The 18,296-nt window shown below is 71.7% G+C and carries 18 protein-coding genes and 1 pseudogene; 7 read left to right on the forward strand and 12 right to left on the reverse strand.

The annotated features are described in order from the left end of the window. Positions 1-239: 239 nt before the first annotated feature. From AB0D04_RS16530 to AB0D04_RS16540, 3 genes and pseudogenes are all read left to right on the forward strand, one after another. Entirely contained in the window at positions 240-1,370 is a 1,131-nt protein-coding gene (locus AB0D04_RS16530; protein WP_362703435.1) for a beta-eliminating lyase-related protein, read from the forward strand. A 1,035-nt stretch (positions 1,371-2,405) separates the two neighbouring features. After that, a pseudogene (locus tag AB0D04_RS16535) lies at positions 2,406-3,143 on the forward strand (helix-turn-helix transcriptional regulator); the annotation flags it as partial. Between the two features lie 34 nt (positions 3,144-3,177). After that, complete coding sequence (locus AB0D04_RS16540) at positions 3,178-3,450, forward strand: DUF397 domain-containing protein (protein ID WP_362703386.1); 273 nt, start codon at positions 3,178-3,180, stop codon at positions 3,448-3,450. 3 nt (positions 3,451-3,453) lie between these two features. On the opposite strand, the gene AB0D04_RS16545 is transcribed toward AB0D04_RS16540, so the two are convergent. Continuing rightward, on the reverse strand, positions 3,454-3,693 hold the full coding sequence (locus AB0D04_RS16545; protein WP_362703387.1) for a hypothetical protein: 240 nt from the start codon (positions 3,691-3,693) through the stop codon (positions 3,454-3,456). 100 nt (positions 3,694-3,793) lie between these two features. Here AB0D04_RS16545 and AB0D04_RS16550 point away from each other — a divergent pair, with 100 nt between their 5' ends. Further along, the gene (locus AB0D04_RS16550) at positions 3,794-4,903 is read left to right on the forward strand and encodes a DUF5937 family protein (RefSeq protein ID WP_362703388.1); all 1,110 of its coding nucleotides are present in this window, start codon (positions 3,794-3,796) and stop codon (positions 4,901-4,903) included. Positions 4,904-4,934: 31 nt separating this feature from the next. Here the strand turns inward: AB0D04_RS16550 and AB0D04_RS16555 are convergent, their stop codons facing one another. Together AB0D04_RS16555 and AB0D04_RS16560 are read right to left on the reverse strand one after the other, a co-directional pair. After that, a complete protein-coding gene (locus AB0D04_RS16555; RefSeq protein ID WP_362703390.1) occupies positions 4,935-5,621 on the reverse strand; it encodes a response regulator transcription factor in 687 nt (228 codons plus the stop codon). Positions 5,622-5,760: 139 nt separating this feature from the next. Further along, positions 5,761-6,957 carry a sensor histidine kinase gene (locus tag AB0D04_RS16560; RefSeq protein WP_362703392.1) on the reverse strand — a complete coding sequence of 399 codons (1,197 nt, stop codon included), beginning with the start codon at positions 6,955-6,957 and terminating at the stop codon, positions 5,761-5,763. A 209-nt stretch (positions 6,958-7,166) separates the two neighbouring features. Here AB0D04_RS16560 and AB0D04_RS16565 point away from each other — a divergent pair, with 209 nt between their 5' ends. After that, complete coding sequence (locus tag AB0D04_RS16565; RefSeq protein WP_362703393.1) at positions 7,167-8,174, forward strand: SAM-dependent methyltransferase; 1,008 nt, start codon at positions 7,167-7,169, stop codon at positions 8,172-8,174. A 66-nt stretch (positions 8,175-8,240) separates the two neighbouring features. Beyond that, positions 8,241-9,383: an NADH-quinone oxidoreductase subunit D gene (locus AB0D04_RS16570; protein WP_362703395.1), complete on the forward strand. Its 1,143-nt coding sequence runs from the start codon at positions 8,241-8,243 to the stop codon at positions 9,381-9,383. A gap of 53 nt (positions 9,384-9,436) precedes the next feature. Here the strand turns inward: AB0D04_RS16570 and AB0D04_RS16575 are convergent, their stop codons facing one another. The 5 genes from AB0D04_RS16575 to AB0D04_RS16595 form a co-directional block, all read right to left on the reverse strand. Continuing rightward, the gene (locus tag AB0D04_RS16575) at positions 9,437-10,318 is read right to left on the reverse strand and encodes a serine hydrolase (protein ID WP_362703397.1); all 882 of its coding nucleotides are present in this window, start codon (positions 10,316-10,318) and stop codon (positions 9,437-9,439) included. Positions 10,319-10,486: 168 nt separating this feature from the next. Continuing rightward, positions 10,487-11,626 (reverse strand): hypothetical protein, encoded by a 1,140-nt coding sequence (locus tag AB0D04_RS16580; RefSeq protein WP_362703399.1) that lies wholly within the window; start codon positions 11,624-11,626, stop codon positions 10,487-10,489. 64 nt (positions 11,627-11,690) lie between these two features. Further along, positions 11,691-12,653 carry an ABC transporter substrate-binding protein gene (locus AB0D04_RS16585; protein ID WP_362703400.1) on the reverse strand — a complete coding sequence of 321 codons (963 nt, stop codon included), beginning with the start codon at positions 12,651-12,653 and terminating at the stop codon, positions 11,691-11,693. A 156-nt stretch (positions 12,654-12,809) separates the two neighbouring features. Then, positions 12,810-13,598 carry an ABC transporter permease gene (locus tag AB0D04_RS16590; RefSeq protein WP_362703401.1) on the reverse strand — a complete coding sequence of 263 codons (789 nt, stop codon included), beginning with the start codon at positions 13,596-13,598 and terminating at the stop codon, positions 12,810-12,812. Between the two features lie 13 nt (positions 13,599-13,611). Then, the gene (locus AB0D04_RS16595) at positions 13,612-14,319 is read right to left on the reverse strand and encodes an ABC transporter permease (protein ID WP_362703437.1); all 708 of its coding nucleotides are present in this window, start codon (positions 14,317-14,319) and stop codon (positions 13,612-13,614) included. 284 nt (positions 14,320-14,603) lie between these two features. Here AB0D04_RS16595 and AB0D04_RS16600 point away from each other — a divergent pair, with 284 nt between their 5' ends. Next, positions 14,604-15,767 carry a betaine/proline/choline family ABC transporter ATP-binding protein gene (locus tag AB0D04_RS16600; RefSeq protein WP_362703402.1) on the forward strand — a complete coding sequence of 388 codons (1,164 nt, stop codon included), beginning with the start codon at positions 14,604-14,606 and terminating at the stop codon, positions 15,765-15,767. Between the two features lie 82 nt (positions 15,768-15,849). Here AB0D04_RS16600 and AB0D04_RS16605 read toward each other — a convergent pair whose 3' ends face one another. The 4 genes from AB0D04_RS16605 to AB0D04_RS16620 form a co-directional block, all read right to left on the reverse strand. Continuing rightward, positions 15,850-16,341 carry a DUF3180 domain-containing protein gene (locus AB0D04_RS16605; protein ID WP_362703403.1) on the reverse strand — a complete coding sequence of 164 codons (492 nt, stop codon included), beginning with the start codon at positions 16,339-16,341 and terminating at the stop codon, positions 15,850-15,852. A 217-nt stretch (positions 16,342-16,558) separates the two neighbouring features. Beyond that, entirely contained in the window at positions 16,559-17,155 is a 597-nt protein-coding gene (folK, locus tag AB0D04_RS16610; RefSeq protein WP_362703405.1) for a 2-amino-4-hydroxy-6-hydroxymethyldihydropteridine diphosphokinase, read from the reverse strand. Next, positions 17,152-17,511 carry a dihydroneopterin aldolase gene (folB, locus tag AB0D04_RS16615; protein ID WP_362703407.1) on the reverse strand — a complete coding sequence of 120 codons (360 nt, stop codon included), beginning with the start codon at positions 17,509-17,511 and terminating at the stop codon, positions 17,152-17,154. The genes folK and folB overlap by 4 nt, the downstream gene beginning before the upstream one ends. 298 nt (positions 17,512-17,809) lie before the next feature. Continuing rightward, positions 17,810-18,292 carry a nuclear transport factor 2 family protein gene (locus AB0D04_RS16620; RefSeq protein WP_362703438.1) on the reverse strand — a complete coding sequence of 161 codons (483 nt, stop codon included), beginning with the start codon at positions 18,290-18,292 and terminating at the stop codon, positions 17,810-17,812. Between the last annotated feature and the right edge of the window lie 4 nt (positions 18,293-18,296).

The raw sequence follows: 18,296 nt of genomic DNA on the forward strand, positions 1-18,296 counted from the left end.
CGCGCACACCTCCCGCGAGTTATCCACAACTTTATCCACAGGGGTCGCGGGTCGGTGCGGGGCTGGTCCATGCTCATGGCGACGGCGCGAACGGGCCGCAATCGGACCGCGAACGGACGGAAGGGCAGGTGGGGGCCGTGGAGCAGGACGCACGGAAGCCGGGGACGGAGGGCGGCGCGGCGGGCGGCGGCGCGGCGGGGACAGGCGCCGGGGCCGGTGGCACCGTCGGTCGGGCGCGGCTGCTCGCGGCGTACCGCCGCTCGAAGCGGGTGCTCTCGGACGGCGCGACGGGCGTGACGGTCCGCGAGCGGCTGGACCGGCTGGTGACCGACGCCCCCGCCGCGTACGACCTGGACGACTGGATCGACATCTACGGCAACGACAACGGCATCGTGGGCGAGCTGGAGCGGCGCACCGCCGAAGCCCTGGGAACCGAGGCCGCCGCCTTCTTCCCGACCGGCACCATGGCACAGCAGGTCGCGCTCCGCTGCTGGGCAGGACGCACGGGCAGCACCACGGTCGCCGGCCACCCCCTCGCGCACCTGGAGGTGCACGAGCGCGACGCGTATGCGGTGGTCAGCGGGCTGCGCACGGTGCATCCGACACGCGCGCCACGCCTGCCAACGGCCGAGGAGATATACGACCTGCAGGAGCCGTTCGGCACCCTTTCCCTCGAACTGCCCCTGCGGGAGGCGGGGTTCGTCCTCCCGGAGTGGGCGGACCTGACGGCCACCGTTGCGGCCGCGCGGGACCGCGATGCGGTGATCCACTTCGACGGCGCGCGGCTGTGGGAGTGCGGCCCGCACTTCGGCCGTTCCCTTCCGGAGATAGCGGCCCTCGCGGACAGCGTCTATGTCTCGTTCTACAAGTCGCTGGGCGGCATATCGGGCGCCGCCCTTGCGGGCCCGGAGGACTTCGTCGAGGAGGCCCGCGCCTGGCGGCACCGCTACGGAGGCCAGCTGTTCCAGCAGTGGCCGGCCGCGCTCGCCGCCCTCGCCGGGCTGGACCGGGAATTGCCTCGGCTGCCGGAGTACGTGGCCCACGCGAAGGTCGTCGCCCGAGCGCTCGGCGACGGCTTGGCCGAGGCGGGCGTGCCCTGGTTCCGGGTGCATCCGGCGGTCCCGCACACCCATCAGTTCCAGGTGTGGCTCCCCCACCCTCCGGAGGTCCTGAACGAGGCCGGGGCACAACTGGCGGAGGAGACCCGAACGATGGTGTTCCGGCAGTGGTTCACACCGGATGCCGCCGGACCTCCTGGTGTGTCGATGACGGAGGTGACGGTCGGGTCGTCGGCCATGGAGTGGACGGCTGGGGACGTACGGGCGGCCGTCGCGGAGTTCGCGGGGCGGGTGGCAGCCCTGGGCGGATGAGCCGTAGCGGGCTGCGGCCGGCTGTCTTCGCCAGATGGCCGTCATGGCCCAAGGGCTCGCGCGCCAGGCGAAGTGGTGACCGGCGCAGCGCCGTTGGTCGCCCCGGCCGGCCGTCCGGCCCGTCCCTCCAGTCCGAAGATCGCCACCAACAGGGCCTCTTCGTGTTGCCGGGCGATGCAGTGTCGCAGCCGCTCAAGGAACTCCGCGGCAAACACGGGATCGACGGTCAGCGCATGCAACTCCCGCCGCAGCTGCCGCCGGTTACGCAAGGACACCCGTGAGGGCCGACCGAGTTGGGCACGCCGACGCCACCACTCCGCCGACCACCGACCGCCCCTCACCGCTTCCCCGCCGTGTCGTGATGAGGATGGCGCCGGATCTCGACGCTGCAGTCGGCCGCCCTCGACTTGTCCCCGACGGCGTACGCCCCCAAGCGCTGCCGGTCCAGGGCCCCGCACACATCACACCCGGCAACCGGCTCGGGCTCCCGCGCCGGTTCCTGCAGGTGAACGGCGCAGTCCATCCGCCCCATCAGCCCGCCACCTCAAGGTCGCGAACCGCGGGGACGTACGGGCGCACGAGGGGAGAGTCTTCGCCCCGCAGCAGCTCGGTGTGCGGTACGGGTCCGCGGCGCCGCGCCGCCCTCGGCACGTCCGCGCACCTCGCGGCGGGCGGCACGCAGGCAGGCCGATGACGCCCCGTCGCAGGGAGCCAAAGATGCAGCAGCGACTCGAAGAGCCGGATAACGTGGCGCACGTTGTCAATCTCCACTCTGGGTTGATGGCCACGCCCCCGGACGTCTGCCAACGTCGCGGGGGTTTTGTGCGTGGCCCGTGCTCTCGTTCGGGCATCCCAAAACAGGCCGTATTCGACCGAACGGCCCCTTACTCTGGGTGTGTTCATCGTTGCTCAGTGAGATGGTCGGTCACAACGCTGAGCGCGTGACATTTGCCAACTGTCACGAAGGGGGATGCCGTGAAACGACGCAACGCCACCGGGGGAACGGCGGCCACCACGGCCGCCGTGTTCGGCGAGGTGCTGAAGCACTTCCGCGAGGCAGCGGCCATAACGCAGGCGGGACTGGCGCGCGAGATCCCGTGCGACCGCTCCCACGTGGCGCGCGTCGAGGCGGGCACCCGCGTCCCCCAGGACACCTTCGCCAAGAAGTGCGACGAACTCCTCGACACGGGTGGGGTGTTGCTCCACCTATGGGCCCGCATCGACTGGTACCCCGAGGTCGAGCATCCGGACTGGTTCGAGCGGCGCGCGCAGATGGACGCCGAGCTCGTTGCTCTGCGCGCATACCAGATTCACGTGATGCCTGGTCTCTTGCAGACGGAGGACTACGCAACAGCGCTGTTCTCCCGCCGTCTCGCAAGCAGCGGAGAGGTCAACGAACGCGTCCGAGCCCGTCTGAGCCGACAGCAGCGGTTCCTCGCCGGGGACGGCCCCCTGTACGTCGTCGTCTTGGATGAGAGCTGCCTACGCAACGTGGTGGGCAGCGCGGCGACTATGCGCGATCAATGCGCGCGCTTGCTGTCTGTGGGGCAGCGTTCCAACATCCGCGTCCAGGTCGCCCCGGCCGACCTTGCCGAACCCGTCCGCCCCAACACCTCCATGTCGCTGATCACGCTGCCGGAGGGAGAGGAGTGGGTTTACTCGGAATCCCTGGACCGTGGCCATTTCAACGACGATCCGGCCGTCTACGCCCGTCATAGCCGCACCTATGATGTGCTCAGGGCGGACGCTCTGTCGGCTCCGGAATCCGCCGCTCTGATCTCCGAGGTGATGGAAGGTTACGGGCCTTATGGGCAGCCACGAGTTCGGCTCCGCGATATGGACCAAGAGCAGCTACAGCGACCGCGACGGCGGCAACTGCATCGAGGTGGCGCTCACCTGGATGAAGAGCAGCTACAGCGGCGACAACGGCGGCGACTGCATCGAGGTGGCCCCCGGTACCCCCGGCCTCGTCCCCGTACGTGACAGCAAGGACCCACACGGCCCCACGCTCGTCTTCCCCACCGCCGACTGGTCCTCCTTCGTCACCGCAATCAAGGGCGGGGAGTTTCCCGCCCCCTGACCGCTAGCGGCACCGGGCGTGCGGCTCCCGGACGAGGCCCAGGGCCGCCGCCGTCCGGCGTACGGCGCGTCCCAGGCGACCCGGAAGTCGGTTGGTCGGCGCTGTGACGACGGTCTGAAAGCGGCGCCACTGCTGGATTTCGTGGGCCGTACGGACGGTCCGGGCGCCCGGCGTGACGGGGGCTGCTTCGCCCCGCTGGGCGGCGCGGTAGGCGTCGAGCATGTGCTGCTGGCTGGCGTTCATGTGGATCACTGTGGAGCCGGCGCAGGGGCCGTGGCGCGTCGATTGACGGGAGCCGTCAAACGACGGCCGTGCAGGTCGCGGGCTCGCGCATGATGGGTGCATGGCCAACGTCATCGACATCACCGGGCTGCCGCCGGAGCGCATCGTCTTCTCCCCCTCGCCCCTGGCGGAGCTGAGTGCCGCGCTGCATGCGCTGTCCGAGCCGGGGCACCACCCCGGGCTGCACGGCTGGGTCACCGCCACCAACGCGGCGCTGAAGACCGACCTCGCCGACCGGCTGTGCGAGGCGGATTTCCTGTGGCGCTCCGCCCGCTCCGACATCCTGCAGCCGGCCCGTCCCCGTGCGACGCTGGCCGAGGAGCTGGACGACCTGGACAGGATCGACGACGAGCGGTTCGTGGCCGCCGCGTTCGAGATCTCCTGCTCGGCGACGTACACCCACCCCACACCGTCGCCCCTCGTCAACGCGGACGAGCGGGCACGCGTACGGGACATGGCCGCCGCGCGCGGCCCTCGGCAGGCGGCCTTCACCGACCGGATGCTCACCGATCCCGACGGCCTGCGGGTGTGGCTGCGGCGCCTCTTCGAAGACTGCGAGGAGGCATTCTTCGGGGACATCTGGCGGCGGGTGGGCATCCAACTGGCGGCGGACGCCCGGCACAAGACCGAGCTGCTGCGCCACAAGGGCCTGGCCGAGACGCTGCCCGCGACATCGGCGGCGCTGTCCCTGGAGGAGGCGCGGGACGGCACCGGCGGCGTCCGCATCGTGGTCGACAAGCTGGCCGGGGGCCGCACGACGGCGTATGCGGACGCCGCGGACCCCGGCGTCACGTTCCTGCCGACGTCGTTCGGCTGGCCGCATCTGCTGGTCAGCCATGCGCCGGGCTGGCGTCCGGTGATCCAGTACCCGGTCGCCGGCCCGGAGCTGCCGGCGCCGGCCGCGCTGGAACTCGTCCAGCAGCGGCTGGAGGCGCTGGGGCACCCGATGCGGATGAAGCTGTGCCGCACGCTGTCGCGGGGGCCGCATACGACGGGGGAGCTGGCGACCGCGTACGGCATCACCCCGCCGGAGGTGTCGCGCCATGTCACGACGCTGAAGAAGGCCGGGCTGGTCCAGACGCGGCGCCGTGGGCGCTATGTGCTGCACCAGCTGGACCTCCAGGTCGTGGCCCGGCTGGGCAGTGACTTCCTCGAGGGTGTGCTGCGGTGAGCACGCCAGGCGGTGCGCGGCGGCGGCTCCCCTACGCCCCCGCCCCGCCCCCGGCCCGCACCAGCCCCGTCTCGTACGCGAGCACCACCGCCTGCACCCGGTCGCGCAGGCTCAGCTTCGTCAGGATGCGGCCCACATGCGTCTTGACCGTGGCCTCCGACAGCACCAGCTTCGCCGCGATCTCGCCGTTCGACAGGCCCTGGGCCACCAGCAGCAGCACCTCCCGCTCACGGTCCGTCAGCCGTTCCAGCTCGGGCCGCCCGGGCGCCGCGGAGGTGGCGGGCAGCATCGGCGTGAAGCGGTCCAGCAGGCGGCGGGTGGTGGACGGCGCGACGACCGCGTCCCCGCTCTGAACCGCCCGGATCGCGGCGAGCAGTTCGCCGGGCGGCACGTCCTTGAGCATGAAGCCGCTGGCCCCCGCCTTCAGCGCGGAGAAGGCGTATTCGTCGAGGTCGAAGGTGGTCAGGATGAGGACCTTGGGCGCGCCGTCCTTCTGGCCGCCCTCGCAGATCCGGCGGGTGGTCTCCACGCCGTCCAGATGCGGCATCCGTACATCCATGAGGATCACGTCGACCTGGGCGGTGCGCAGCACCTCCAGGGCCTGCACCCCGTCACCCGCCTCCGCGACGACCTCCATGTCGGGCTGTGCGGCCAGCACCATCCGGAAGCCGGTGCGCAGCAGCGCCTGGTCATCGACGAGCATCACACGGATGGTCATGGCAGGGGGGATCCCTTCAACGGTGGGGCTCCAGGGTACGGAGCGGGCCGGGTGGACGGACGGGAGCGGCGAAGCGGCAGGAGCAGCGGACGGACAGGCCGTCGGACGGGAGCGGCAGAAGGACGGCCCGGGGCGGCCCTCACCGCTCCGGCTTCAGCGGCAGCACGGCGCTGATCCGGAAGCCGCCTCCTGGCCGCGGCCCCGCATTCAGGCTGCCGCCGACCATGCCGACCCGTTCGCGCATGCCGATCAGGCCGTGGCCGAGGCCGTCCGCCCCGCCCTCCTCGTAGAGCTCGTGCTGCGCGCCCCGTCCGTCGTCCTCGACGAGCAGATCGAGGTCGCTGTCCCTGTAGGCGAGGCGGACGGTCGCGCCGACGTCCGGGCCGCCGTGCTTGCGCGTGTTGGTGAGCGCTTCCTGGACGATGCGGTACGCGGTCAGCTCGACGCTGCTGGGCAGGGGGCGGGGCTCGCCCTCCACCCGGAAGTCGACGGGCAGTCCGGCGCCCCGGACCTGGTCGATGAGGTCGGCGAGCTGGTCGACGCCCGGCTGCGGGACGTATTCGCCGCCCTCGGGCTGTTCGCCGCTGCGGAGCACGCCCAGCAGCCGGCGCATTTCGGCCAGCGCCTGGCGGCCCGTGCCGGAGATCGTCTCCAGCGCCTGCCGGGTCTGGTCGGGCGCGGCGTCGAGGACATACGCGGCACCGTCCGCCTGGACGACCATCACGGAGACGTTGTGCGCGACGACGTCGTGCAGCTCGCGGGCGATCCGGGCGCGCTCGGCGGCGACCGCGATCCGGGACTGTGCCTCGCGCTCCTTCTCCAGCCGGGCGGCCTTCTCCTCCAGTTGCGCCCAGTAGGCGCGGCGGGTGCGCATGGAGTCGCCGAGCACCCAGGCGAGGACGAAGGGCACGGTGAGCAGTGCCATGAAGAACAGCGATTGCCATACCGGCCGGGTGGCGGGCTCGTCCGCATAGCGCCATGCGGAGAGCGCGGGCCCCAGGAGTGCGCCGGCGAGGGCGCAGCGGGAGGCCCAGCGGACGGGGCCGGACGCGACGGTGTAGGTGATCACGAACATCGCGAAATCACCCGCATAGGGCTCGATGGCGAAAATCAGCTGGCCGACGCCGATGGCCGCCGTCAGCAGCAGCATGTTCACGGGGGCCTTGCGGCGCAGCGCCACGACGAGGCAGAGGCCGACCGTGAAGACCGCGGCAATGATCAGCTTGGCGCCGTCGAAGGCCGCGATCCACAGGCAGCTGAACCCGAACAGGAGGACGGCCCAGAAGGTGTCCACTCCTGTCGGGTGTCTGCGGAGAAAGTCGTAGAGGCGCTGCACGTAACCCAGCGTAGGCAGAGCGTATAGGTGTATGGGTCAACCGGAGGAGCGATCCTGTGCGCTGCGCGTACTCCCCAAGGTGGAGACCGCATGCGCCATCGCCTCAGCCTTGTGGGCGGGTCCGGAGCCGACCCCGGGGTCCAGACGAGTAAGTCCGAAGTCCCGTCGTCCGGCCGAAGGCCGGGCCGGCCGCCCGTACCGTGGGGCGGGTGACGAACGAGTGGCTGGGCTGGCGGGATGCGATGGAGCGGGCGCTGTACGGCCCGGACGGCTTCTACACCCGCCCCGGCGGCCCCGGCCCGGCCGGCCACTTCCGCACCTCCGTCCACGCCTCCCCCCTGTACGCGGGCGCCGTCGCCACCCTCCTGTGCCGGGTCGACGCCGCGCTGGGCCATCCGCGGGAGCTGGCGCTGGTCGATGTGGGCGCGGGGCGCGGCGAGCTGCTGACGGGGGTGCTGGGCGCGCTGCCGGATGCGGTGGGCGCGCGGGTTCGTCCGTACGCCGTGGAGCTCGCCGCCCGCCCCGAGGCCCTCGATCCGCGCATCGAGTGGCGCGCCGGGCTGCCCGCGGAGGGCTCGCTCACCGGGCTGCTGTTCGCGAACGAGTGGCTGGACAATGTGCCGCTCGATGTCGTCGAGGCGGACGAGGACGGGGTGCCGCGGCGGGTTCTCGTCCGGGCCGACGGCACGGAGCGGCTGGGCGAGCCGGTGGCCGGGGCGGACGCGGAGTGGCTGGCGCGGTGGTGGGAGGCGGCCGGGTCCCCCGGGCTGCGGGCGGAGATCGGCCGGCCGCGGGACGCCGCCTGGGCGCGGGCCGTCCGTACGCTGCGGGGCGGGCTCGCGGTCGCCGCCGACTACGCGCACCGGCGGGCGGACCGGCCGCCGTTCGGGACGCTCACCGGGTTCCGGGACGGGCGGGAGGTGCGGCCCGTACCGGACGGCAGCTGTGACATCACGGCGCATGTGGCGCTGGACGCGTGCGCGGAGCCGGCGGCGCGGCGGCTGACCCAGCGCGCGGCGCTGCACGCTCTCGGCGTGGACGGCCGCCGTCCCCCGCTCACCCTGGCCACCACCGACCCCGCCGCATACGTACGGGCCCTCGGCGCGGCCGGCGCGGCCGCCGAGCTGACCGACCCGGCGGGCCTGGGCGCCTTCGGCTGGCTCCTGGAGCCGGTGGGTGCGGCGTGCACGGGGCTGCTCGAAGAGTGGGACGAATAAGGTCAAGGGGTGGGACGGCCGAGGGCCAGGACGCCCCCCGGGACGGCCTCCTGCGAGACTGTCCCCATGACGGAGACGACGGTCGGCATCGGCGGCGCGGCGGAGAGCACCGACATGGTGCTGAACATCGGCCCGCAGCACCCCTCCACGCACGGCGTGCTGCGGCTGCGCCTGGTGCTGGACGGCGAGCGCATCCAGCACGCCGAGCCGGTGATCGGCTATATGCACCGCGGCGCCGAGAAGCTCTTCGAGGCGCGCGACTACCGCCAGATCATCATGCTCGCCAACCGCCACGACTGGCTGTCGGCGTTCTCCAACGAGCTCGGCGTCGTGATGGCCGTCGAGCGGATGCTGGGCATGGAGGTCCCCGAGCGCGCCGTGTGGACCCGTACGCTCCTGGCCGAGCTGAACCGCGTCCTGAACCATCTGATGTTCCTCGGGTCCTATCCGCTGGAGCTGGGCGGCATCACGCCCGTCTTCCACGCGTTCCGCGAGCGCGAGGAGCTCCAGAACGTCATGGAGGAGGTCTCCGGCGGCCGGATGCACTACATGTTCAACCGCGTCGGCGGCCTCAAGGAGGACCTGCCGGCCGGCTGGCTCGGCCGCGCCCGGCACGCCGTCGCCGACGTCCGCTCCCGTATGGACGTCTTCGACAACCTGGTCCTGGGCAACGAGATCTTCCGCGGCCGCACCCGCGGCATCGGCCGGCTCACGCCCGAGACGGTGCATGCGTACGGCGTCTCCGGACCGATCGCCCGCGCCTCCGGCGTCGACTTCGACCTGCGCCGCGACGAGCCGTACCTCGCCTACGGGGACCTCGGCTCGACCCTCAAGGTCGTCACCCGCCAGGAGGGCGACTGCCTGGCCCGCTTCGAGTGCCTGCTGGAACAGAGCCACAACTCGCTCGCTCTCGCGGACGCCTGCCTGGACCGGATCGCGGAGCTGCCGCCGGGCCCGATCAACCAGCGGCTGCCCAAGGTCCTCAAGGCGCCGGAGGGCGCGACCTACGCCTGGACCGAGAACCCGCTCGGCATCAACGGCTACTACCTCGTCTCCAAGGGCGAGAAGACCCCGTACCGCCTCAAGCTGCGCTCGGCGTCGTACAACAACATCCAGGCGCTGACGGAGCTGCTGCCGGGCACGCTGGTCTCGGACATGGTGGCCATCCTCGGCTCGCTGTTCTTCGTCGTCGGGGACATCGACAAGTAGCCCAACGGCCGTCCACACCCTGTGGACAACTTTCGCGCGGGGACCGCGGGCCTTCACCGGGTACGGAACGCGAAATCGAGCATCCTCGCCGCGTCCCGGAACCGGTACGGGTCATTGAGGAGGGCGCCCACCACCGTCCGCTTGCCGCGCTGGGCCGCGAAGACCAGGCAGTAGCCCGAGCGGCTGCCGGTGCCGGTCTTGATGCCGAGGGCGCCGCGGTAGGAGCCGAGCAGCTGGTTGGTGCTGTACCAGGTGTAGGTGCGGTGGACGTTGGCCGCCCGCTGCCGGGTGCGGGGCGTCTTCACGACGGCGGCGAAGGTGCGGTGGCGCATCGCGTGGCGGGCGAGCCGGACCAGGTCCCGCGGCGTGGAGTAGTTGCGGCCGTGCGCAATGCCGTCGAACGAGTCGTAGTGGGTGCGGCGCAGCCCCAGTGACCTGGCTCGCGCGTTCATCCTGGCGATGAAGGACTGGGTGCGCCGCGCCGTCGTCCGGCCGCTGCCGAAGGTGTCGGCGAGCGCGTAGCCGGCGTCGCAGCCGGACGGCAGCAGCAGCCCGTACAGCAGCTGGCGCACCGTCAGCTGGTCGCCGGTGCGCAGATCGGCGGTGCTCGCGCCGTATCGGGCGACGTAGTCGCGGTAGGCCTTCTTGACGGTGACACGCTTGTTCAGGTTCACACCGCGGGTCTCGAGGACCACGACCGCCGTCATCACCTTCGTGGCGCTGGCCATCTCCCGCCGGGTGTCCGCCGCCTTCCCCCACAGCGGCCGGCCGCTCCCGCTGTCCGCGAGGTAGGCGCCCTTCGCCCGGATCCCCGAAGGGCCGCTCGCGGCCTGGGCCGGGGCGGCGGACAGGACAACGGCGAGCGCCACCGTGGCCCCGGTCAGCGCCGCGCCCATTCCGCCACGCCGGACCGTGCCACCCCCGAAAAGCTTCATCGCTGCTCCGTCCCCAGGGTTTCTCACACTGGTGGTGAAGGGAGCCGCATCGTGCCACTCGGCGCGCGCTCAGGGAAAGAGGAATGTCACTCGTGTCGCATTTCGTGTCGAGTTGCTTTCGCGGACGGGCCGATTCCGGTCGGGTGCCGTCAGCGGTTCCCGACCGGTCTACGAGATGGCGGTGCGCAGTGCGGCGAGGTCGAGCTGCTCGGTCTCGTCGTGCGCGGTCAGGTCGATGACCTCGCCCACGCCGCCGGTCGTCGCACCGTCAGGCCCGGTGTGTCCGGAGGCCGTAGCGTCACCCGCTTGACCGTCGGCCGCTTCGCCGCCGGCCGCCGCGCGCTCACCCGTATCGCCGTCGGCCGTCCCGGCGGGAGCCACCGGGAGCACCTGGGCACGCGCCGACTGCTCGGCCACCGCCTCGTCGCCGACGACGTCGGCCAGGTCGTCCTCCAGCGGGGCGGTCAGCTGCCGGGGCTGTCCGGAGGCGGCGTTGCCGAAGAAGTCGAAGCCGCCCAGCGCGCGGGATGCGGCGGGGCGGGGCGGGGGCACGGCAGCGGCGGCGGCCGGGACCGGGCGGAGTGCCGGTGCGGCGGCCGCCCCGGGCTTCCCCTGGCTGCTCTCACCGTCCCCGTGCCGGCGGTCGTCGTGCGCTCCGCCGGGCTCGCCGTCCCGCTGCCGGGCCGCGTTACGGGCCAGCCGCCGCAACGCCTGGTCCGCCCGGACGTACATGGCGGGGGCGGGGGCAGCGGGCGCAGCGGGAGCGGACGGGAGAGAGGTGGCGGGGGCGGGGACGGGCGCGGAAGCCGCCGGGCGGCGCTCGGCGGCCGCCGGCAGGGCCCGCGCCGGAGCCGCCGCCTCGATGGCGAGCAGCCGACGCCCCTCCAAGGCGCTGGCCCGCTCGGTCTCGGCGGTGGCATAACGGCGCAGCAGTTCGGCGTGTTCGCTGCGCAGCCGGGCCAATTCCGCGCGCTTGGCACGCAATTTGGCGTCCAGCGCCGTGCGGATCTCGCGGGACTCCTCGACATCCGTTTCGAGCTCGGCTATCCGCTCCTCGGTGCGCCACTCGTCGCGCACTCTGGCGCGGGTGAGTTCGGCGACCCGCTTGCCGGCCTTACGGTCCCAGGTGCGCATAAGCACCGCGCCGCCGATTGCGGCGGCCGCCGCGCCCGCGGCGAGTACCCGTTGCACCAGATCGTCGCCGACAAACCACGCGCCGGTGGCGCACGCAATCGACGCACCGGCGACCGTGGACGGAGGAAGCAGCCGGTGGAGGGGTGGTGAATGGCGGTGGCGTCCTCGTGGCATGGCCAGAAACTTACCGTGCGTGCGGGACCTATGGGGCCCCGCCCGCCAATCCGTTTCTCGGCGGTTACTTCTTCAGCAGCCCCTTGGACTCCAAATATGTCTGCGCGACATCCGACGGCTTGAGCCGCTCGGCATCAACCTTGCGGTTCAAGTTGATCAAGTCCTCGGTCGTGAGCGTGCTGGTGAGCTTGCCGAGCAGCGTCGCGATCTCCTTGTCACCGGCGCTCTTGGCATTCACCACCGGCAGCACATTGTCGGCGTTCTGGAGCTTCTTGTCGTCCTGCAGAAGCACCAGTCCGAAGTTGTCGAGCGTGGCATCGGTGGTGGTGGTCAGCACGAGCTGGTCGGTGCCGTCCTTGACCGCCTGCTTGGCCTGCGGGGTGCCGACGCCCTTGGGGTCGAGGCCGGTGATGTCGATGCCGTACGTCTTCTCCAGGCCCGGCTTGCAGAACACCCGGGTCTCGCACTCCTCACCCGACGCGAGTTTGATCTTCTGCTTCGACCGGCCGAGGTCGGAGAGCGTCTTCAGCTTGTGCCGGGCGGCGAATTCCTTGGTGACCGCGAAGGCGTTCTGGTCGGTGGCCCGGCCCGCCGCCAGCACCTTGAGACCGTTCGGTTCGGCGAGCTTCTTGAGCGCCGTCACGGTCTTGCCGATGTCGCTCGAGGCCACCGGCTTCGCCTTGCTGCCGTTCTTCTTGGCGTTGAGGAATTCGGCAAGTGTGGAGGCATATTCCGGAACGACATCGATCTGGCCCTTCTCCAGGGCCGGTTCATACAGCTCGCGATTGGACAGCGTCTGAACCCGCGCCCGGTATCCGGCGTCATTAAGGATCTTGGAATAGATCTCGGCGAGCACCTTCGACTCGGTGAAACCGGCCGAGCCGACGACGATCTCGCCCTTCCCGCCGCTCTTCTTACCGCCCTTGTCCTCCAGGCTCTGCCCCTGGCACGCGGCCAGCCCGGCCACCAGCGCGATCACGGTCCCCGCGACAAGCGAGGTGCGTGCCCCGCGCGACTTGCTGCTCATGGAATTCACCATGCGCTCCCTTCGGATGACGTCGGATGAGATCGGGTGAGATCGGTGAGGCGCGATGAGGTCGAGGTCCGGTGCGGCATGCCGGGCCGCTCGCGCCGGCTCGGGTCGGTCCGTACGGCGGCAGCATCGCAAAGCCCGGACACCGCGTCAGGTGAGTTTCCGTACCGCGACCGCACCGTCACCCTGCCTCTCCCCCGCCGCCGTACGCGATGCCGTACGCGCGTCCGTACGCAATCCGCCACGTCCCCCTCTTCCCCCACGTCCCGCGCGACGCCGCCCCCGCATCGGATCGCACGCCCGGTCCGCCAGTACGAGCGCCCCCTCGACGGCCAGCGCCAGTACGGCCACCAGCAGCGCGCCCGCGACCACCTGGGCGGTGTCGTAGTTGCCGAAACCCGCGGTGATGATCCGGCCCAGGCCGCCCCCGCCCGCCAGCGCGGCCAGCGTCGCCGTCGCCACCACCTGGACCGCGGCCGACCGTATGCCCGTCATGATCAGCGGATACGCGAGCGGTATCTCGACCCGCAGCAGGAGCTGCGGCCCCGACATGCCCATCCCCCGGGCCGCCTCGATCACATCGCGGTCGGCCTCGCGCATGCCCAGATAGGCGTTGGTCAGCAGCGGCGGCACCGCGAACAGCACCAGCGCGATGACGGTGGGCCAGTCCCCCTGGCTGCCCAGTGGGCTGAGCGTGAGCAGCACCAGGACCGCATACGTCGGCACCGCCCGCCCGACGTTGGAGAGGTTGACCGCCAGCGCCCCGCCCTTGCCCAGATGCCCGAGCCAGAGCGCCACCGGCAGGGCTATCAGACAGGCGATGACCAGGCACAGCCCGCTGAGCCACAGATGCTCGCCCAGCCGGTGCCACACGCCCTTCTCCCCGGCCCAGTTGGCACCCGCCGTCAGCCATTGCCACGCGCCCGCTACCGCCCCCATCGCCCGGCCCCCCTCACTCCGCCCCCACCTTCACCGCACGCGCACCGCGCCGCGCCCCGGCCCGCGCCCGCTTCTGCGCCCGCGTCCAGGGCGTCAGCAGCCGCTGAAGCCCCATCAGCAGCCCGTCGGCCACCAGTGCCAGCAGCACGCACAGCACCGACGCCGTCAGGACCTCCGCCTTGAAGAAGCCCTCCATACCGCTGGATATGAGGTTGCCCAGGCCGCCGTAGCCGACCACGGAGCCGATCGTGGTCATCGCCACCGTCGAGACCGTGGCGATGCGCAGCCCGGCCACCAACGCCGGCAGTGCGAGCGGGAGTTCCACCTCGAACAGCAGCCGCGCCGGGCCGTACCCCATCCCGCGGGCGGCCTCCCGCACCTCGGCCGGCACCGCCTGCAGGCCGGCGAGGATGTTGCGCACCAGGATCGTCAGCGAATACAGCACCAGGCCCGTGACCACCACCGCGGCCGAGACCCCGAAGACCGGCGTCAGCAGCGCGAACATCGCCAGCGACGGCACGGTGTACAGCACCGTCGTCAGGCCCAGCACCGGCCCCGCCGCGCCCCGCGAACGCCGGGCGATCAGGGCCAGCGGAAAGGCGATCAGCAGCCCGATGAGCACGGAGACCGCCGTGATGCCGATGTGCTGGAGCGTCGCATCCACCAATTCCTGGCTGCGGGTGCGGACATACTCCCCGCAGATCCAGTCGTTCGCCGTCAGACAGCTCGCATGGGCCGCCGTCCCGCCCGATGCCGTCCCACCGGACGCCGTCGCACCGGACGCCGTCTCACCTGCCGACAAGGCTGCCGTGGCCGTCGGTCCACCCACCCGTCGTCACCTCCCCCGCCCCGATCGCTGCTGCTTGCGGTGACTGTCTGCGACCCTAACCCCCACCACTGACAATCGGCCCGGCCCGGACGCTCACCGCTTCGCATCGCCATTCGTCCGCAACACCGCGTTCACGACCGACCGGTCAGAATGGGACCGTCCACCCAGGGGGAAACATGATCCGCTTCGAGCATGTCACCAAGAGCTACCCGGACGGCACCACCGCCGTCGACGACCTCTCCTTCGAGGTCGCCGAGGGTGAACTCGTCACGCTCGTCGGGCCGTCGGGCTGCGGCAAGACGACAACGATGAAGATGGTGAACCGGCTCATCGAGCCCACCAGCGGCCGCATCCTGCTCGACGGCGAGGACATATCCGCCGTCGACCCCGTCGCCCTGCGCCGCCGCATCGGCTATGTCATCCAGCAGGTCGGCCTCTTCCCCCACAAGACCGTCCTGGACAACACCGCCACTGTCCCGCATCTGCTGGGCCGGCCGCGCAAGGAGGCCCGCGCCCGCGCCGCCGAACTCCTCGACCTGGTCGGCCTGGACCCGTCGGCGTACGGCGACCGCTACCCCGACCAGCTCTCCGGCGGCCAGCGCCAGCGCGTCGGCGTGGCCCGCGCGCTCGCCGCCGACCCGCCCGTCCTCCTGATGGACGAGCCGTTCGGCGCGGTCGACCCGGTCGTCCGCGAGCACCTCCAGAACGAGTTCCTGCGGCTGCAGTCCACGCTGCACAAGACGGTCCTCTTCGTCACCCACGACATCGAGGAGGCGGTCCGGCTCGGCGACCGGATCGCCGTCTACGGGGCGGGGCGCATCGAGCAGCTCGACACCCCCGCGACGGTCCTGGGCGCCCCCGCCACCCCGTACACCGCCGAATTCGTCGGCGCGGACCGCGGCCTGAAGCGGCTCTCCGTCACCCCCGTGGAAGCCGGCGACCTCGAACAGCCCCCGGTGGTGCACCTCGACGACCCGGTGGCCGGCGCCGCCGGCCGGCTGTCCGCCGACGGCGCCCCCTGGGCGGTCGTCCTGGACGCCGACGGGTCGCCGTACGGCTGGGTCCCGGCCGCCGCGCTGGCGAAGGACTCCGGTGGGTCAACGGTCCGCGCGCACGCCCGCCCGATGGACGCCCGACTGCCGCTCGGCGCGCCGCTGCGGCAGGCGCTGGGCGCGATGCTCCAGCACGACGCCGGCTGGATCGCCGTCCAGGACGGCGACCGCTTCCTGGGCGTCCTCACCCCCGCCCGGCTGCACGCGGCGCTGCGCCGCGCCACCACCGCCGACGCCGCGAACATCCCGCGCGGCAAGGTCACCCTCGATACGGTCCCCGAGGCCTGACCTCGGGCCCACAGGCCCGCACGGCCCTGATCGAGCCCGTCGGCCGCCGCGACACCCCCGCTACGGCCCCGCCACGGCCCCGCTACGGCCGTTCCGCGCCCCGGTGATCGTCATCGTCCTCGCCCTCGGGCAGCTTGCAGACCCGCTCCAGGAACATCGCGGCGGCCACCACGGCCGCCCCCGCGAGGACGGAGAGCCCGGCGTAGATGGCCTGGTCCCGGCGCGGCGCGACCTCGATGCCGGAGACCAGCAGGAAGACGCCGACCCCGCCGTAGAGCCCGGCGACCAGCGCCGCCACCAGGGCACTGGCCTGCCCGAAAACCACCGCGCGGGCGGTCATCAGCGGATCCACGCCCTTGGCGTCCGGCCGGCGCTCGCGCTGCGCCCGCAGCCGCGACCGGGTCGAGAACGCCGTGGCGGCAAGCACGGCGGCGATGAGCGCCAGCACGATCGGCGCCGCCACCGGCACGCCCGGCAGGGTGCCGAACGAGTCCCACAGCCGGGCACCTCCCCAGGCCAGCACCCCCGCCGCCAGAAACAGCCCGACCAGCACCTTGATGTGTAGCTGCTTCACCGAGCCATCGCCCCTCGCGCCGTCCTGGCCATCCCTGCCGTCATGGCCGCCTCATCCGTTCCGTAGGCATCCCTGCGCATCCGCACCCACTCGTGCCGTATGCAGCCCTGTCCTACGCATCCTTGCCATACGGAACCGTCGTCTACGCATCGTCCCCGCACGCAAGCGCCCGCGGACGCGAGCGCCGCCGTACGCGGCCGACCCGCAACCCTAACGACTACTCGGGCAGCCGCAGTTCCAGGTCCGCGCGCGGCGTGACGCCCTCGCGCCCGATCTCCGACAGCAATGCGGCCACTGCGCCGTGCCCGGGGACCTGCGCCTCGGGGTCCACGTCGTGCCACGGAGCCAGCACGAACGCGCGCTCATGGGCCCGCGGGTGCGGCAGCGTCAGCCGCGGGTCGTCGGAGACCACGTCCTGGTACGCCAGGATGTCGACGTCGATCGTGCGCGGGCCCCAGCGCTCGTCGCGCACCCGCTCGAAGGCTTCCTCGATGGCGTGCCCGCGCTCCAGGAGGGAGTCCGGCGGCAGAGTTGTCTTGATCAGCACCACGGCGTTGAAGTACGACGGCTGGGATGCGGGATCGACGCCCCACGGCTCGGTCTCGTACACCGGGGAGACGGCCTTGACCCGCAGGCCAGGGGTGTCCTCCAGCGCATCGACGGCACCCTGGAGGGTCTCCAGGCGGTTGCCGAGGTTGCTGCCGAGCGAGATCACGGCGCGTTTGGGATTGGACAGCGTCACATCGGCGGCATCCACCTGCTCCACGACGGAGGCGGGCACCGGCTGTACGGTCGGGTCGCTGCTGACGTTCATACTCGACTCCGGGTGATGGTGATGGTCACGTCGTCGAAGGGGACGGTGATCGGGGCATCCGGCTTGTGCACCACCACCTCCACCTCCTGGACCCCCTCGTGCTTGAGGCACTGGTCGGAGATCCGCTCCGCGAGCGTCTCGATGAGGTCGACGGGCTCGCCCTCCACGACGGCCACCACCTCCTCGGCCACAACGCCGTAGTGCACGGTCTTCGCGAGATCATCGGATGCCGCGGCGGGGCGGGTGTCCAGACCGAGCACCAGGTCGACGATGAAGGTCTGGCCTTCCTCGCGCTCCCGGGGGAACACCCCGTGGTGTCCTCGGGCCTTCAGCCCGCGCAGCGCGACACGATCCACGCGAATCACTCCCACTGGTCCACTGACGCCTCCGGCGCCACTGATCATCGGATTCCGGGCAGCCGCCGAACGCGTCCGGCGGCGCTGCCCACAGTCGAATCTACCTGCGAGCACTGACACTGCTCGCCCAAGGGGGCTATGGACAAGTCCCCGTCCTGCTGCTAGGCGGGCCGTGAGAGGTCATCCGCGCGACGTCTTACCCCGCTGCCCACGCCCCACCCCTACCCGTACCGCACTTGGCTCGAACGGGTGCCCTGAGGCGCCCCGCTGACGGGCCCCGGGCCGTACGGCGCACGGCTCAGACGCCGCTCGCCGGGCCGTTCTCGTCCCCGTCGGCGTCCTCGTCGCCGTCCTCCTCGCCCTCGCGGTCCGCCAGTACGGGCGAGCCGTGGTGCGACCACACCCGCCAGCCGTCCTCGGTCCGCTTGAAGACGTTCGTGGCCACGACGAGCTGGCCGATCAGCGGCCCCACCGTGCCGTCGTCCTCGGCGGGACCGCCGCTGAGGATGTTCTCGGTGCACGTCACCAGGGCGGTGTCCCCGACGACGTCGATCTCCACATCCGTCAGGAAGAACTGGATGTACTCGGTGTTCGCCATGATCAGCGCGTACGAGCGCAGCACCTCGCCGCGCCCGCGCAGCACCGGCCACCCCGGGTGCACCACACTCACCTGACCGTCGAGCCACAGCTCGGACAGCGCCTCGTGATCGCCGCGCTCGATGGTCTCGTACAGGGTCGTGTTCGCCTGCTCGACCAGCTCGATGTCCGTCTGTGGGCCCAACCCG

Origin of the sequence: Streptomyces sp. NPDC048483, assembly GCF_040651455.1 — a bacterium.
Taxonomy (GTDB): Bacteria; Actinomycetota; Actinomycetes; order Streptomycetales; family Streptomycetaceae; genus Streptomyces.

What these genes read in the sequence shown, in the direction of transcription:
- AB0D04_RS16550 (WP_362703388.1), top strand. Translation starts at nt 3,794, where the DNA reads ATGGCCAACGTCATCGACATCACCGGGCTGCCGCCGGAGCGCATCGTC.
- AB0D04_RS16545 (WP_362703387.1), bottom strand. Translation starts at nt 3,693, where the DNA reads ATGAACGCCAGCCAGCAGCACATGCTCGACGCCTACCGCGCCGCCCAG.
- AB0D04_RS16600 (WP_362703402.1), top strand. Translation starts at nt 14,604, where the DNA reads ATGATCCGCTTCGAGCATGTCACCAAGAGCTACCCGGACGGCACCACC.
- folK (WP_362703405.1), bottom strand. Translation starts at nt 17,155, where the DNA reads ATGAACGTCAGCAGCGACCCGACCGTACAGCCGGTGCCCGCCTCCGTC.
- AB0D04_RS16575 (WP_362703397.1), bottom strand. Translation starts at nt 10,318, where the DNA reads ATGAAGCTTTTCGGGGGTGGCACGGTCCGGCGTGGCGGAATGGGCGCG.
- AB0D04_RS16555 (WP_362703390.1), bottom strand. Translation starts at nt 5,621, where the DNA reads ATGACCATCCGTGTGATGCTCGTCGATGACCAGGCGCTGCTGCGCACC.
- AB0D04_RS16585 (WP_362703400.1), bottom strand. Translation starts at nt 12,653, where the DNA reads ATGAGCAGCAAGTCGCGCGGGGCACGCACCTCGCTTGTCGCGGGGACC.
- AB0D04_RS16570 (WP_362703395.1), top strand. Translation starts at nt 8,241, where the DNA reads ATGACGGAGACGACGGTCGGCATCGGCGGCGCGGCGGAGAGCACCGAC.
- AB0D04_RS16540 (WP_362703386.1), top strand. Translation starts at nt 3,178, where the DNA reads ATGGGCAGCCACGAGTTCGGCTCCGCGATATGGACCAAGAGCAGCTAC.
- AB0D04_RS16590 (WP_362703401.1), bottom strand. Translation starts at nt 13,598, where the DNA reads ATGGGGGCGGTAGCGGGCGCGTGGCAATGGCTGACGGCGGGTGCCAAC.
- AB0D04_RS16580 (WP_362703399.1), bottom strand. Translation starts at nt 11,626, where the DNA reads ATGCCACGAGGACGCCACCGCCATTCACCACCCCTCCACCGGCTGCTT.